The organism is Aurantiacibacter suaedae (assembly GCF_005434915.1).
GTDB classification, from domain to species: Bacteria; Pseudomonadota; Alphaproteobacteria; order Sphingomonadales; family Sphingomonadaceae; genus Alteraurantiacibacter; species Alteraurantiacibacter suaedae.
Window position 1 is genome coordinate 75,897 of sequence record NZ_SKCG01000003.1, and the last position, 14,177, is coordinate 90,073.

Sequence of the window (14,177 nt, forward strand, 5' to 3'; positions counted from 1 at the left end):
CCCTCAGCCGAACTGCTCCGCCAGGCGGCCGATGGCGGCGTGGTCGGTAAGGTCGAGCTGCAGCGGCGTTACCGCCACGTAGTTTTCGGACACGGCTTCCAGATCGGTGCCGTGATCGAGCGTGTGCTCCATCTCTTCGAGCCCGAACCAATAGTAGTTGCGCCCGCGCGGATCGGTGCCCTCGACCACGCTGCCGCGGGCGTAGTCATGGAAGCCCTGCCGCACCACACGGATGCCGCGCACCGCATCGGGCGCGCAGGCTGGGAAGTTCACGTTGACGAGTGTGCGCTTGGCCATGGCAGTTGCCATCAGCGGCTTGAGTACCTTGGCGCCCCATTCTTCGGCTACGGCGAAGCTGCGGCCCAAGTCGCGAAAGGCCTGGCTTAACGCGATAGCCGGAATGCCTGCCAGCGCCGCTTCCATCGCTGCCGAGACGGTGCCTGAATAGGTGATGTCGTCGGCAAGGTTCTCGCCGGAGTTGATGCCGGAGAGAACGAGGTCGGGGGTCTTCTCGGCAAACAGCTTGCGCAAGGCGAGGTTTACCGAATCGCTGGGCGTACCGGTGACGGAGTAGCGCTGGTCGCCGTGTTCGCGCAGCCGCACGGGGCTGTGAAGGGTGAGCGAATGGCCCGCGCCCGACTGTTCCTCCGCCGGGGCGCAGACCCACACGTCATCGCTCAGCGTACGGGCGATTTCTTCGAGCAGCGCGAGGCCGGGGGCGTGAACGCCGTCGTCGTTGGTGAGCAGAATGCGCATGGGCTCGGCTCTAGACCAGCGGCTTCACAACTTCGACCCCGCCCATGTAAGGCGCGAGCGCGGCAGGTACGGCGATAGTGCCATCCTCCTGCTGATAGTTCTCCATCACCGCGACAAGTGTGCGGCCCACGGCGAGGCCCGAACCGTTGAGAGCGTGGCAGAAGGCGGTCTTCTTGCCGCCCGCCTCGGGACGATAGCGCGCATTCATGCGGCGCGCCTGAAACTCGCCGCACCAGCTGATCGAGCTGATCTCGCGGTAGGCATCCTGCCCCGGCAGCCAAACTTCAAGATCGAAGGTTTTCTTCGCGCCAAATCCCATGTCGCCGGTGCACAGCAGCATCTTGCGATAAGGCAGTTCGAGCGCCTCAAGCACGGCCTCGGCGCTGGCGACCATATGCGCGTGTTCGACTGCCGCGTCTTCCTCGCGGCAGATGGAAACCAGCTCGACCTTTTCGAACTGGTGCTGGCGGATGAAGCCGCGCGTATCCTTGCCAGCCGCGCCTGCTTCGGAGCGGAAGCAGGGGGTCAGCGCGGTGAGGCGCAGCGGCGCGGACAGGTCGTCAATGATCTGCTCGCGCACCGAGTTGGTGAGCGAAACCTCGGCGGTCGGGATGAGCCACAGGTCATCGCCGGTGCGGAAAAGGTCTTCGGCGAACTTCGGCAACTGGCCGGTGCCATAAAGCGCCTGATCGCGCACCAGCACGGGCGGATTGCACTCGGTATAGCCGCGCTCCCCGCTCTGGAAGTCGAGCATGAACTGCGCCAGCGCGCGGTGCAGCCGCGCCATCGGGCCGCGCAGGAAGGTGAAGCGCGCGCCGCTCATGGCCGAGGCGGTGTCGAACTCCATGCCCAGCGCCGGGCCGAGGTCGGCGTGTTCGACCGGCGTGAAGGCGAAGTCGCGCGGGGTGCCCCAGCGGCTGACCTCGACATTGCCATCTTCGTCGGCGCCTTCGGGCACGTCATCGGCGGGCAGGTTGGGCAAGCTGGCGAGCGCCGTCTCCAGCTCCGCGCCGAGCTGACGGTCGCGCTCTTCCAGCTCGGGCATGGTCTGCTTCAGTTCGGCGACCTCGGCCTTGAGCGCTTCGGCCTTGTCCTTGTCGCCCTGGGCCATGGCTTGACCGATGGCCTTCGAAGCATCGTTGCGGCGGCTTTGCGCTTGCTGCAGCCGGGTCGAATTGTCGCGCCGCTCGCTATCGAGAGCGAGTAGCCGCTGCGAAGCGGGTTCGGTTCCGCGACGGGCGAGGGCGGCATCGAAATCTGCGGGATTTTCGCGGATGAATCTGAGGTCGTGCATGGGCTCGGCCTATGCCCCGATGGGGCGCGCCTTGTCCAGCAGAGCTTGGGCCAAATCCGGTTGGTTGGAAATGGTGGGCGCGGCAAGGATTGAACTTGCGACCCCACCCGTGTGAAGGGTGTGCTCTACCACTGAGCTACGCGCCCGCCCTTGCGATTCGCGATCACGTCGCGTCCCGGGCAGGGGCGCGCCTTTGCCACTTGTCCTCACGCTTGGCAAGGCCCTCGTGCAGCAGAATTGCGTCAGCGCCCGCTGAGAAACTCCAGCACCGCCCTCCAGCCCGCCGGGCCAGAGGTTTTGGCTTTCGCCCTGGGCTGCCCCTCGATCACACAGCCCAGGCACCGCGCCTGCACGCCGGGCGTTGCCACCATCTGCTCCAGATCGCGCAGCATGTCGGCCACCACCCGCCCGTTGTCGCCCGCAATCGCGGCTGAAACGGTTAGCGGCTGCCTTGCCTCGGAGGTTTCGCCGGTGAGCAGGCCTGCAACCATCGCTTCGAACGGATCGCGCGGATCGGCCAGCCGTTTCACGCCCCAGTCGCCTTCCTCGATCCCGGCCTGCTGCGCGGCATAGGCCAGCGCATCGTCGAGCCCGCCGAACTGATCGACCAGCCCGAGCTGGCGCGCAGTGCCGCCGGTCCATACGCGGCCTTGCGCCACCTGATCGATCTGACTGGGCGAGAGCTTGCGCGCACGCGCCACGAGGCCGGTGAAGCGCCGGTAAAGCGACTGCGTTTCGATCCGCATTAACGCGTCCGCCTCGGGCGAGAAGCCGCCCAGCACGTCGGGCTGGCCCGACAGCGGAGTGACTGCGACCCGTTCGGGATTGACGCCATAGTCCTGCAGCAACCGCTCGAACGAGGGCACCGTCAGCACCACGCCGATCGAACCTGTCACCGTCTCAGGCTCGGCGAACACCTGCTGGCCAGCGGTGGAAATCCAGTATCCCCCGCTGGCGGCATAGTTGGCCATCGAGACCACCACCGGGATCTTCTTGTCGCGATAGCGCATCAAGGCGCGGCGGATCGTCTCCGAGCCGGTGACTGTGCCACCGGGCGAATCTATCCGCACTACCAGTGCGGCCAGATCGTCGTCGAGCGCATCGTCGAGCAGGCGCTCGATCCGGGCCGCGCCGGCTGTGCCGGGGCCGGCTTCGCTGTCGTTGATGGCGCCGGCGATGGTCACCACGCCGATCGTCTTGTCGCCAGCCTGCTCCTCAGGGCCGGTGTTGGCGCGATAGACGTCAAGCTCGGTATGGGCGAAGGCGGCGGGGTGGTCGCTCCACTGGTCCTTGCCCGCCAGCTCCGCCATGTGCGCGCCCCACTTGGAATAGGTGCCGATGGAGTCGGCAAAACCTGCCCTAACGGCGAGCTTGGCCATATCGCCATCCTCGGCGGTAAGCGCGGCCTCTATTTCGGTGGTGATGGCGTCGAAATCGGCCTCGGGCCGGTTCTTCACGATGGCGGCGCGATATTCGTCCCACAGCTCGCCGATATAGGCCTCGGTGTTCTGGCGGAATTCGGGCGACATGGCGGCATTGGCATAGGGTTCGCCCGCACCCTTATAGTCGCCGACCTGATAAACGTGCGCGTTTACGCCGAACCGCTCCAGCGCGTCGGCATAGAACAAGATCGTGCCGCCGGGGCCGCGAATGGCAACGCCGCCCAGCGGATCGACCCACACATCGTTCGCCTGCGCGGCCAGCATCATCGCATCGTCGGTGTAAGCGAGGGCATAGGCGCTGACGGGCTTGCCCGTGGCGCGGAAGCGGGCAAGCGCATCGGCCACGTCCTTCACCGAAACCTGTCCGCCGCCGGTGAAGGTGGTGAGATCTAGCGCGATGGCCTTGATCCGGTCATCCTCGGCAGCGCTGTCGATGGCGTGGACCAGCTCGTGCGCGGCATATTCGCGCGTGGGCAGGCTGCGTGAGATGAGGGTCGAGAGCGGATCGATCTCGGCAACTTCCTCGACGATGGAGCCGTCGAGCTTCAGCAGCAGCGCCCCGTCGTTGACGCTGCCGGGATTGGGACGGGCGGAGAGCGCCGCAAACAGCAGGGTGAAGAACAGCAGGAAGAAGGCAAGCGCCAGCGCATCCTTGATTCCAACCAACAGGCGCCAGACCTTGCGCGCAAAACTCATTACTTCGATCCCATCTATCGTGCGGTGGAGGGCAATCTAGAGAGCCTTTGCCACGCCCGCCAGCGGCAAAAGCGCTTGAGCAGGCGGGCGCTTGCGATTAACGGCTCGGGCTTGATGACATCGGCGCCCACCTCTTCGGCCGGCTCGCGCTTCCCTGCGGGCAAACGGGCCTATCCGCACCGCGACCTGATCGCCATATCGCAGCTTGAGCGGCACGAGATCCTCTATCTGCTGGCCGAGGCCGAGCAATGGGTCGAGTTCAACCGCCGCGCCACCAAGCATTCCGATGCGCTGGCGGGTCTCACCATCATCAACGCCTTCTTCGAGAATTCGACGCGCACGCTGCTCAGCTTCGAGATCGCGGGCAAGCGGCTCGGGGCCGATGTGGTCAACATGCATGCCTCGCAGTCGAGCATCAAGAAGGGCGAGACGCTGATCGATACGGCGGTGACGCTCAACGCGATGCGCGCCGATGCTATCGTGATCCGCCACGGGTCGAGCGGGGCGGTGGGGCTGATAGCGAGCAAGGTCGATTGCCCGGTGCTCAACGCGGGCGACGGGCAGCACGAGCATCCCACGCAGGCGCTGCTCGATGCGCTGGCCTTGCGGCGCGCACTGCGCGAGCGGGGCGCGACCAGCGAGGACTTTACCGGGCTGACGGTGACGATCTGCGGCGACATCCTGCACAGCCGGGTCGCGCGCTCGAACATCCTTTCCTTGCAGGCGCTGGGGGCCACGGTTCGCACCTGTGCGCCGCCTGCGCTGATGCCGCAGGGGATCGAGGCGATGGGCGTCGAGCCGTTCCACGATTTCGACCGCGCGCTGGCCGGAACTGACGTGGTGATGATGCTGCGCCTTCAGAACGAGCGGATGGACGGGCAGTTCATTCCCTCTCCGCGCGAATATCACCACCTTTACGGCCTCACCCGCGAGCGGCTCGCCAGCCATGCGCCCGAGGCCATCGTGATGCATCCCGGGCCGATGAACCGGGGCGTCGAGATCGACAGCGACGTGGCCGACGATCCGGCGGTCTCGCTGATTACGGCCCAGGTGGAGATGGGGGTGGCGATCCGCATGGCCTGCCTCGATGTGCTGACCCGCCGCACGCGCGGTGTGGCCGGATGGAAAGACGGGGAGTGGGTATGAAACAGCGCGCTCCGCTTGCGATTACGAATGGTCGTCTCGTCACTCCTGCAGGAGTGGTCGAGGGCTCTGTGCGCTGCGCCGACGGGCTGATCGTCGCCGTTGGCGAGGTGTCGCCGGAAGAGGGCGACCGTGTCGTTGATGCAGGCGGGCTGCTGATTGCGCCGGGTTTGGTCGATCTGGGCGTCTTCGCGGTTGATAAGCCAGCGTTTCACTTTGGCGGGATCACTCGCGCGGGGCTGATGCCCGACTGCTCGCCCCTGCTCGATCACCCGGCGCGGGTGCGTTTCATGGCGCAGAGCGGCAAGCCCGACTTCTGGGTCCACCCCTTTGCCGCCGCCACCATTGGCCTTGCGGGCGAGCAACTGGCCGAACTCGCGCTGATGCGCGATGCCGGCGCGAAGGCTGTGGCGACCGGCCGGCGCTGGATCGGCGATAGCGGCGTGATGCTGCGGTTGATGCAGTATTCCGCCATGCTCGATCTGCCGGTGGTCGCCCATGCCGAGGATGCGGGGCTTTCGGGCCGTGCCGCTGCAACTGCGGGCGAAATGGCGACGCGGCTGGGCCTGCCCTCGGCCCCTGCCCAGGCAGAGACGCTTGCGCTGGCGCGCGATATTGCGCTGGCCGAAATGACCGGCGCGCGCCTTCATGCAAGGCAGGTGACAACGCGCGCCGGGCTGGCGCTGGTACGCGCGGCCAAGGCGCGCGGCGTTGCGATCACCGCCGGGGTCACGCCTGCGCACTTCATGCTCTCGGACCTCGCGCTGGCGGACTTCCGCACCTTCGCCCGGCTCTCGCCGCCCTTGCGCAGCGAAGACGACCGACAGGCCGTTATCGAGGCCATTGGCGATGGCACAATTGATTCAATCGCCTCCGGGCACGATCCGCGCGGGCCGGAAGACAAGCGCCTGCCCTTTGCCGACGCAGAACCCGGCATGGCCGGTGCCGAAACGTTGCTCGCGATGGTGCTGACGCTGGTGCGCGACGGGGTGATCGATATGGCCCGCGCGTTCGATCTGGTGGCGCGCAACCCGGCGCGCATTCTCGGCGTTGCGGCGGGTGTGCTGGAACAGGAGGCCGAGGCCGATCTCGTGCTGGTCGATGAATCGAAGCCGTGGCTGGTCGATCGGCGCAAGATGGCGGCGACTGCGGGCAACACGCCGTTCGACCGGCAGCCGACCGAAGGCCGCGTCACGCGGATGTGGAAGGGTGGGGTCGAAGTCGCGCTTTGACGTTTCGGGAAACGAAACCCCGAAGTTGGTCAAAGGTGTCTTGCAGCTTTAGTTCACAGCACCGGGCAGCGGATTGGCCGCCGACCAGCTGATGCAGCCCGCACCAGCAGAGCGGACATTGCGGCACATTGCGGTGCTGGCACTGCGGTCGAAACCACCGGCGGACACGCGCCAGTAACGCTTGCCGCGAACGCTCGCCGGCGTGATCACCATGTCGTGCGCTGCCAGCTCGGGAAAGCGGCTGACATAGGTATTCCATGCCCGGCGCGCGCCTGCTTCGCTGGTGAAGCTGCCGAGCTGGACCAGATGGCTTGCCTCGGCGCTGCGGCTGACAACCGGCGCTGCCACCGGCGACACCACGCGGGCGGGAGCTGCGGCAGGAAGCGGCTGCACCACCGGGTTGCTGACGAAGGCAAGGCTGTCGCTGGCGGTGGCGCGCTCGATGGTGCTGGGCCCGCGATCCACGTCGGTGAAGGCCTGCGCGAAATAGTTGCGGGCTGTCGGTGCCGCCGGAGCCGGCTTCATCGCCAGCGTGGCGGCGGTTTCGGCTTCGCTCGCCACGGGCACGGCCACGGGCGCGCGGCTGGCGGCAGAGCTGAGCGCGGGCACGTCGCCCAGCGCGGCCAGTTCGGCCCCGTCATAAACGGCGCTGGGGAAGGTCTCCACCTCGGCATAGAGCGGCGCGCTCTGAGCGGGCGAAAGCGCCAGTTCGACCGGCTGGCCCATATCCTGAATGTTCGTCGGCGCGCCAATCAGGCTGGCAATGCGGCGCTGGTAGGAATCGGCGCTGGCAAGGCCCGCCCATTCCTCCAGCCGGGCATTCACCTCGCCCGCCGGAAGATCCTGCTGCGCCATCAGGCGCGCTTCGCGCCAGCGTCCGGCCATCGCAAAGGCATAGGCCAGGTTCTGACGCATCTTGACCGTGTTTTCACCCGCGCGGATCGCGTTCGACATGATGTGAATGCCGCGCTCGGGCTGACCGGCGAGCGCCATGGCGAGGCCAAGGTCGGCCGGTGCGATTTCGCTGCCCCAGGTATCGAGCAACTCGCTGGCTTCGGCATACTTGGCCTGCGCGATCTGGGCCAGCGCAAGGCTCAGCGCTGCGCGCGGGCTGGCTTCGCCAAGCTCCATCGCATCGGTGAAGGTGGTTTCCGCCGAGGCAAAGCGCCCGGCATCGAGATAGGCATCGCCCAGAGCGAGGCGCAGCGCGGCATCGTGCGGGCTCGCGGCGACAGCGGCTTCAGCCTGCGCGATCGCCGCATTGGCCTCAGCCAGCTTTGCCGGAACATCTGCACGTGAGGCCTGGCTGTGGGCAGCAGGCCCGCCAGCGCAGCCACTGACCAGCGCGGCGGCGATGGCCGAAGCGAGGCCAATGCGAAGCGCGGTTTTGGAGGATGTGATCGTCATCGTTTTGGTTCCCTCGGCGCTCGGTTTGTCTGGCTTACTGCGCCACGCGGCGGCCGAACCCGCCTTGCGGCCGGGCGCCGATGCCCTGCTGCGAAATCTTCTGGTGGCCGGAGAACACCGTGCGGCGGAAGTTCTTTTCGAGCCGGTCGGCGACATAGGCCCACAGCGCGGTCACTTCCTGCGCACTGCGGCCCTCGGGATCGACCTCCATCACCGTGCGCCCGTCGATCATCGAGGCGGCGAAATCGGTGCGGTGGTGCAGGGTGATCGGCGCGACCGTGCCGTGCTGCGAGAGCGCGACGGCAGCCTCGGAAGTGATCCGCGCCTTCGGGGTGGCGCCGTTCATGACGAAAATCAGCGGCTTGCCCGCGCGTTCGCACAGATCAACAGTCGCACCCACGGCGCGCAGATCGTGCGGGCTGGGGCGGGTGGGCACAACCATCAGCTCGGCCACGGCGATCACCGACTGGATCGCCATGGTGATGGCGGGCGGCGTGTCGATCACGGCCAGCTTGAAGCCCTGCTGGCGCAGGATGGCAAGATCGTTGGCGAGGCGGGCGACAGTGGTCTGCGCGAAGGCGGGAAAGTCTTCCTCGCGCTCGTTCCACCAGTCGGCCAGAGAGCCTTGCGGATCGATGTCGATCAGGACGACTGGCCCGGCCCCGGCGCGCTGCGCCTGCACGGCCAGGTGGCCTGACAGCGTGGTCTTCCCCGAACCACCCTTCTGTGATGCCAATGCCAGTACGCGCAAGGCATGTCCCCTTTGAAAACATCGGTCAAACAGGCACCCGGAGGTGCTTTGGAGAATGGATTGGCAGAACACCGTTTATATTGAGTTAAACGAGCCGCTGCCGAGCGGTGCTTTTTCAGCCGTTTGGACGCTTTTGTGAGATCGTGCGCGAGGCTTGCCTCCGCAAAAACACTGAGAATAAACTCTTTGCTAAGCGTCGATTTACTATGACAAGGTCGAATTGGCGGGCATTTGGCTCGTCGCCTAGGGAAACGGCATGGCTTTGCGCACGAAATCCGGCTCTGTGTTCATACTGATGTCGGCGGCAACGCTGGTAGTCGGCACCCCGCTGCTGGCCAATGTGCGCGACGGTGTCGATGCCTGGGGCAGGGGCGACTATTCCGCAGCGGTCGCGCTTTGGGAAGGCCCGGCGGCGCAGGGCGATCCCGATGCCCTGTTCAATCTGGCGCAGGCATACCGGCTGGGGCGCGGCGTTCCCGCCGATATGGCGAGGGCGGAAGATCTCTATCGCCGTGCGAGCGAGGGAGGGCATTTGCGGGCTGCAGATACCTATGGCCTGATCCTGTTCCAGAGCGGGCGGCACGAAGCGGCCTTGCCTTATGTGCAGGCGGCGGCGCGGCGCGGCGATCCGCGTGCGCAATATCTGCTTGGCATCGCCCACTTCAACGGCGACCTGGCCGGGCGCGACTGGGTGCGCGCCTATGCCTTTCTGACGCTGGCCAATGGGCAAGGTTTGCCGCAGGCAGCCTCGGCAATTGCCGAAATGGACCAGTATATTCCGCTGGATCAGCGCCAGCAGGCGGCAGGGCTGGCGCAGCAACTTCAGGCTGAAGCCGAAAGCGCGCGTGCCGTGGAGCTGGCGCAAGTGGATTTTGCCGGCACACAGGTTGGGTACGAGGGCGATACCGGTCTTCCCGCCGCCAGTTCGCAGGTGCCACGGCCTATCCCGACCACGGCAGTGTCGCCATCGGTTTCCGCCGCGCGGACTTCGCTCGCCGAGGCAAACCGTGCCGACGGCACCCAAAGCCCTGCCGAGGCCGGGGCAACCTTTGCTCGCGCGCCGCAGGCCGTACCGACACAGGAAGGGGCTCCTGCACCTGCGCGCGTTGCGGCTGCCCCAGCCCCAACGCCGTCCGCGCCCGCTCCTTCCACGGCAGCGAGCATGACGGGACCGTGGAAAGTGCAGCTGGGCGCCTTTTCGGTGGAAGGCAATGCACAGCGGCTGTGGTCCTCGCTTTCGGGCCGGAGCGAGCTGGCCGGGGCGCAGCGTCTGCTGGTGCCGAGCGGCCGTGTCACGCGTCTGCTGGCAGGCGGCTATCCCAGCCGCAGCGCCGCGCAAGAGGCCTGCTCGGCGCTCAAGCGAAGCGGGCATGACTGTCTCGTCACGCGCGATTGAGGGTGCGCGAATAGGCTTTCGCCCCGCGCGCAACCTCTGCTAGCCACTTGGCGACATGCCGACGAGCGCCTCCCTTTCCGAGCACCGCGAGGCGCTCCCGGTTGCCGCACGGCAGCGCCTGACGAGCCTCGATTTCATTCGCGGAATCGCGGTATTGGGCATTCTGGTGGCCAACGTGGTCGGTTTTGGCCAGCCGCTTGATGCGTACACGTGGCCCGGGGGCTTTCTGACACCGCATGGCGAGGCCTCCGACTGGCTGTGGGTGGCGCAATTCGTGCTCGTCGATGGCAAGATGCGAGGGCTGTTTTCGCTGCTGTTCGGGGCAGGGCTGGCGCTGATGGCCGAGAAGGCGGCTGCGGACGCGCGGGAGGGGCTGATCGGCCTGCAACTGCGCCGGCTGGGCTGGCTTATGGTGTTCGGCCTGATCCACTTTTACTTCCTGTGGCGCGGCGACATTCTGGTGCTTTATGCGCTGATGGGGATGGCGGCGCTGCTGTTCATGCACTGGCCGCGCATGAACCTGCTGGTGCTCGGCGTGCTGCTCTATGTGCTGGGCATGGTGATCAACATGGCGATCATGGCGACGCCGTTCTTGATCACGGAGACGAGCCTTGGCGCAGGCCCGGCCATGGCCGAAACCCGGATAGAGCTGATCGCAGCAGCGCAGGCCGAGATCGCCCGCGGTCAGGCGGAAACGGCGATTTTGACTTCGGGCAGCTATGCCGACTTCGTTGCCAACAATCTGCGCGAGCACCTGTGGGAGCCGTTCACCGGCGCTGTGCTCTATCTGTTCGAGACCTTGCCGCTGATGCTGATCGGCATGGCGCTTTATCGCTATGGCCTGTTCAGCGGCGAGCTTGACGCTGTAAGTGTGCGCCGCTGGGGCTGGGCGGGGCTCGTGCTGGGTTCTGTGGTGACGCTGGCCGTGGCCCTGTGGATCAAGGCGACGGGGCTGAGCTATTGGGGAACGCTGGCGGCCTTCCTGGCCTTCTCGCACCTGCCGCGATTGCCGGTGATTATGGGCCTTGCGGCGCTGCTTGCGCTCTCTTCGCCGCGGTGTAAGGGCTGGCTTGCGCGCAGGGTGTGGGCGGCGGGGCAAATGGCCTTCAGCAACTATCTCGGCACCTCGCTGGTGATGGTGCTGGTGTTCCATCCGTGGGCGGGCGGGCTGTGGGGCAAGCTCACCCGGCCCGAGCTATACTTGGTGGCGCTGGGCGGCTGTGTGCTGATGCTCGCCTGGTCGCAGCCGTGGCTGGCGCGCTTCCGGTTCGGGCCGCTCGAATGGCTGTGGCGCTGCCTGACCTATGGCCGTCGCTTTTCGCTCCGCCGGAAAGGCTAATTTCACCCTTGCTATTGCGAATAGATCGCATAGACTGGCTCGTGCGAATCAATCGCAGGAGTGGGATGAGCCAATGTACATCTGCATCTGCAATGCCATCAAAGAATGTGACCTGCGCAAGGCTGCGCGGCTGTGTCCTGGCGATGCGGAAGGTGTCTATGGCGCGCTGGGCAAGAAGCCGAACTGCGGCCATTGCCTGGAAGAGGCTGACGACCTGATCGCCGAGGAGCGCAGCTCGGTTCTCGCACCGGCTGATATTGCGGCCTGATCGCATTCGCAAAAGCGCAGTTTTCCGCCATTTTTTGACCTTCGAGACGCAGAATTCGCTTGCTCTGCAGCGGGGTGGTGGCCCACATGGCCGCATACCCCTAAGCCAGTGGAGACATCACATGAAGGGCGACGAAAAGGTCATCGAGTTCCTGAACAAGGCGCTCACCAACGAACTCACCGCGATCAACCAGTACTGGCTGCACTATCGTGTGCTGAAGGACTGGGGCGTCCACAAGCTCGCCGACTACGAGCGGCACGAGAGCATCGACGAGATGAAGCACGCCGACATCCTGGCGGAGCGCATCCTGTTCCTCGGCGGGCTGCCCAATTTCCAGGCCATCCACCGGCTGAAGGTGGGCGAGACCGTGGAGGAAATCCTCAAGGCCGATCTGGCGATGGAGAACGAGGCTATTCCCTTGCTGCGCGATGCAATCGCCCACTGCGAGATCGTGCGCGACTACGTCAGCCGTGACCTGTTCGCTTCGATCCTCGATAGCGAGGAAGAGCATGTCGACTTCCTCGAAACGCAGTTCGACATGATCGACCGGATGGGCCTGCAAAACTACGTGCAGCTTAACTCGTCGTCGCCCAGCGAAGGCTGAACGGCGCGCGGGCTCACCCCACTTGCCAATAGGGCAGGCGTTCGGCGTTGACGCGCCGGACGCTGGCCAGCCTGCGATCCTTCTGCCACACCTCGGCCACGCCCGAGGCCATGTTGATCTCTGCCACGATCAGCGCGGTGCGCAGATCGGGCACGTCGAACGTCATGGGCGAGCTGCCAGCGGCAGGTGCGGGCGAAATGTGCAGGGAATACCGATCCATTTGACCTCTCCAATGCCGCTGCGGAATGCCGGTTCCCGCGCGACTCGACTTGTCCCCACGAGCCTTATCGCACGGAAATGGTGCAGGATTATGTCAGTATGTATCGTGGGCCTGCAAATGGCCGAAATTTTCGCTCAATCGAACGGATTTTTCGGACTCTTAAGCGTGATGCGCACCGGCACCGCGCCGAAGTCCAGCTCCTTGCGGATCGAGTTCACCAGATAGCGTTCGTAGCTGGTGGGCAGATCGTCCAGCCGGGTGCCGAAAATCACGAACCGGGGCGGGCGCGTGCCCACCTGGGTGATATAGCGCAGCTTGATCCGCCGTCCGCCGGGGGCAGGGGGCGGGTTCATGTTCAGCGCGTGGTCGAACCAGCGGTTCAGGCCTGAAGTCGACACGCGGCGGCTCCATGCTTCGCGCAGATCGAAGGCGGCGGTTAGCATCTGATCGAGCCCCTTGCCGGTCACCGCCGAAACCGCCAGCAGCGGCACGCCCTTCAGCTGCGACAGCCCATCATCGAGCGCCGCGCGCACGCCATTGAACAGCGCGCTGGTATCCTCGGCCACGTCCCACTTGTTGATCGCGATCATCAGGGCGCGGCCTTCGTCGATCACCTTGTTGGCGATCTTGAGATCCTGCACTTCCAGCCCGCGTGTCGCATCGAGCAGCAGCACCACGACCTCGGCATAGTCGACTGCGCGCAGGCCATCGGCGACCGAGAGCTTCTCAAGCTTGTCGACGACCTTGGCACGCTTGCGCATCCCTGCCGTGTCGATCAGGCGGATCTTGCGGTTCTCGCCCGATTTGGGCTCGGTCCAGTCCCAGTCAATGGAGATCGAATCGCGCGTGATCCCGGCCTCGGGCCCGGTCAGCAGCCGGTCTTCGCCGAGCAGCTTGTTGACCAGCGTGGACTTGCCCGCATTGGGCCGCCCGACGATGGCCAGCGCCAGCGGAGCGGCCGGGTCATGCGCTTCCAGCTCGATGCCCTCGGCCTCGGCTGCCTCGGCGGCGGCGCGCATCCGGTCGGCCTCGATGGCAGCTTCGGCCTCGGCCTCGATCTGCATCCGCTCGGCCTTTTCGGAGATCAGCGGGGAGAGCGCGGTGTAAAGATCGGCAATGCCTTCGCCATGTTCGGCGCTGACCGGCACCGGCTCGCCCATGCCGAGCGACCAGCCCTCGATAATGCCGCTTTCGCCCGCATTGCCTTCGGCCTTGTTGGCGATGAGCACCACCGGCACTTCTTGCTCGCGCAGCCAGCGGGCGATTTCCTCGTCAAGCGGAGTAAGGCCCGAACGCGCATCGTAAACGAACAGCGCGGCATCGGCGCCGGTGAGGCTGACCTGCGTTTGCGCCAGCATCCGGCCCGGCAGGCTCTGCGCGTCCTCGTCTTCCCAGCCGGCGGTGTCGACCGCCTCGAACTCGAGCCCGAGCAGGCCCGCTTCGCCCATGCGCCGGTCACGCGTGACACCGGGCTGATCATCGACCAGCGCGAGGCGCTTGCCCACCAGACGGTTGAACAAGGTCGACTTGCCGACATTGGGTCGGCCGATGATAACCACCTGCGGGAGTTTGCGCATTTTCATGATAGCGGTGCAGGTGGCGCGCCCGGCGACGCTTGGCAAGTGTTCT

13 protein-coding genes and 1 tRNA gene are annotated in these 14,177 nt (G+C 65.8%); 6 read left to right on the forward strand and 8 right to left on the reverse strand.

What is annotated here, in order from left to right:
* Positions 1-3: 3 nt before the first annotated feature.
* The 4 genes from surE to sppA form a co-directional block, all read right to left on the reverse strand.
* The gene (gene surE, locus E0473_RS11265; RefSeq protein ID WP_137681004.1) at positions 4-756 is read right to left on the reverse strand and encodes a 5'/3'-nucleotidase SurE; all 753 of its coding nucleotides are present in this window, start codon (positions 754-756) and stop codon (positions 4-6) included.
* 10 nt (positions 757-766) lie between these two features.
* A complete protein-coding gene (serS, locus tag E0473_RS11270) occupies positions 767-2,050 on the reverse strand; it encodes a serine--tRNA ligase (protein WP_137681005.1) in 1,284 nt (427 codons plus the stop codon).
* 71 nt (positions 2,051-2,121) lie between these two features.
* Positions 2,122-2,196, reverse strand: a tRNA-Val gene (locus E0473_RS11275).
* Positions 2,197-2,292: 96 nt separating this feature from the next.
* Positions 2,293-4,188 (reverse strand): signal peptide peptidase SppA, encoded by a 1,896-nt coding sequence (gene sppA / locus E0473_RS11280; protein WP_137681006.1) that lies wholly within the window; start codon positions 4,186-4,188, stop codon positions 2,293-2,295.
* Positions 4,189-4,302: 114 nt separating this feature from the next.
* On the opposite strand from sppA, the gene E0473_RS11285 reads away from it, so the two are divergent.
* Positions 4,303-5,334: an aspartate carbamoyltransferase catalytic subunit gene (locus tag E0473_RS11285; protein ID WP_137681007.1), complete on the forward strand. Its 1,032-nt coding sequence runs from the start codon at positions 4,303-4,305 to the stop codon at positions 5,332-5,334.
* Positions 5,331-6,563, forward strand: coding sequence for a dihydroorotase (locus E0473_RS11290; protein ID WP_137681008.1), 1,233 nt, complete (start codon positions 5,331-5,333; stop codon positions 6,561-6,563). Before E0473_RS11285 ends, E0473_RS11290 begins: the two co-directional genes overlap by 4 nt.
* Before the next feature lie 48 nt (positions 6,564-6,611).
* Here the strand turns inward: E0473_RS11290 and E0473_RS11295 are convergent, their stop codons facing one another.
* A complete protein-coding gene (locus E0473_RS11295; protein WP_161981579.1) occupies positions 6,612-7,970 on the reverse strand; it encodes a tetratricopeptide repeat protein in 1,359 nt (452 codons plus the stop codon).
* Positions 7,971-8,004: 34 nt separating this feature from the next.
* Positions 8,005-8,721 carry a ParA family protein gene (locus E0473_RS11300; RefSeq protein WP_137681010.1) on the reverse strand — a complete coding sequence of 239 codons (717 nt, stop codon included), beginning with the start codon at positions 8,719-8,721 and terminating at the stop codon, positions 8,005-8,007.
* Between the two features lie 295 nt (positions 8,722-9,016).
* Here E0473_RS11300 and E0473_RS11305 point away from each other — a divergent pair, with 295 nt between their 5' ends.
* The 4 genes from E0473_RS11305 to bfr all read left to right on the forward strand — a co-directional run bounded on the left by E0473_RS11305 (position 9,017) and on the right by bfr (position 12,328).
* Positions 9,017-10,117: an SPOR domain-containing protein gene (locus tag E0473_RS11305; protein WP_241657475.1), complete on the forward strand. Its 1,101-nt coding sequence runs from the start codon at positions 9,017-9,019 to the stop codon at positions 10,115-10,117.
* A gap of 55 nt (positions 10,118-10,172) precedes the next feature.
* Positions 10,173-11,456, forward strand: a complete 1,284-nt coding sequence (locus tag E0473_RS11310) for a DUF418 domain-containing protein (RefSeq protein WP_137681012.1) — start codon at positions 10,173-10,175, stop codon at positions 11,454-11,456.
* 73 nt (positions 11,457-11,529) lie between these two features.
* Positions 11,530-11,724, forward strand: coding sequence for a (2Fe-2S)-binding protein (locus tag E0473_RS11315; RefSeq protein ID WP_137681013.1), 195 nt, complete (start codon positions 11,530-11,532; stop codon positions 11,722-11,724).
* A gap of 121 nt (positions 11,725-11,845) precedes the next feature.
* Entirely contained in the window at positions 11,846-12,328 is a 483-nt protein-coding gene (bfr, locus tag E0473_RS11320; protein WP_137681014.1) for a bacterioferritin, read from the forward strand.
* Positions 12,329-12,341: 13 nt separating this feature from the next.
* On the opposite strand, the gene E0473_RS11325 is transcribed toward bfr, so the two are convergent.
* The gene (locus E0473_RS11325; RefSeq protein WP_137681015.1) at positions 12,342-12,548 is read right to left on the reverse strand and encodes a hypothetical protein; all 207 of its coding nucleotides are present in this window, start codon (positions 12,546-12,548) and stop codon (positions 12,342-12,344) included.
* Between the two features lie 134 nt (positions 12,549-12,682).
* Positions 12,683-14,131 carry a ribosome biogenesis GTPase Der gene (gene der / locus E0473_RS11330; RefSeq protein WP_421721788.1) on the reverse strand — a complete coding sequence of 483 codons (1,449 nt, stop codon included), beginning with the start codon at positions 14,129-14,131 and terminating at the stop codon, positions 12,683-12,685.
* Positions 14,132-14,177: the final 46 nt, after the last annotated feature.

What these genes read in the sequence shown, in the direction of transcription:
- surE (WP_137681004.1), bottom strand. Translation starts at nt 756, where the DNA reads ATGCGCATTCTGCTCACCAACGACGACGGCGTTCACGCCCCCGGCCTC.
- serS (WP_137681005.1), bottom strand. Translation starts at nt 2,050, where the DNA reads ATGCACGACCTCAGATTCATCCGCGAAAATCCCGCAGATTTCGATGCC.
- sppA (WP_137681006.1), bottom strand. Translation starts at nt 4,188, where the DNA reads ATGAGTTTTGCGCGCAAGGTCTGGCGCCTGTTGGTTGGAATCAAGGAT.
- E0473_RS11285 (WP_137681007.1), top strand. Translation starts at nt 4,303, where the DNA reads ATGACATCGGCGCCCACCTCTTCGGCCGGCTCGCGCTTCCCTGCGGGC.
- E0473_RS11290 (WP_137681008.1), top strand. Translation starts at nt 5,331, where the DNA reads ATGAAACAGCGCGCTCCGCTTGCGATTACGAATGGTCGTCTCGTCACT.
- E0473_RS11295 (WP_161981579.1), bottom strand. Translation starts at nt 7,970, where the DNA reads ATGACGATCACATCCTCCAAAACCGCGCTTCGCATTGGCCTCGCTTCG.
- E0473_RS11305 (WP_241657475.1), top strand. Translation starts at nt 9,017, where the DNA reads ATGTCGGCGGCAACGCTGGTAGTCGGCACCCCGCTGCTGGCCAATGTG.
- E0473_RS11310 (WP_137681012.1), top strand. Translation starts at nt 10,173, where the DNA reads ATGCCGACGAGCGCCTCCCTTTCCGAGCACCGCGAGGCGCTCCCGGTT.
- E0473_RS11315 (WP_137681013.1), top strand. Translation starts at nt 11,530, where the DNA reads ATGTACATCTGCATCTGCAATGCCATCAAAGAATGTGACCTGCGCAAG.
- bfr (WP_137681014.1), top strand. Translation starts at nt 11,846, where the DNA reads ATGAAGGGCGACGAAAAGGTCATCGAGTTCCTGAACAAGGCGCTCACC.
- E0473_RS11325 (WP_137681015.1), bottom strand. Translation starts at nt 12,548, where the DNA reads ATGGATCGGTATTCCCTGCACATTTCGCCCGCACCTGCCGCTGGCAGC.
- der (WP_421721788.1), bottom strand. Translation starts at nt 14,131, where the DNA reads ATGAAAATGCGCAAACTCCCGCAGGTGGTTATCATCGGCCGACCCAAT.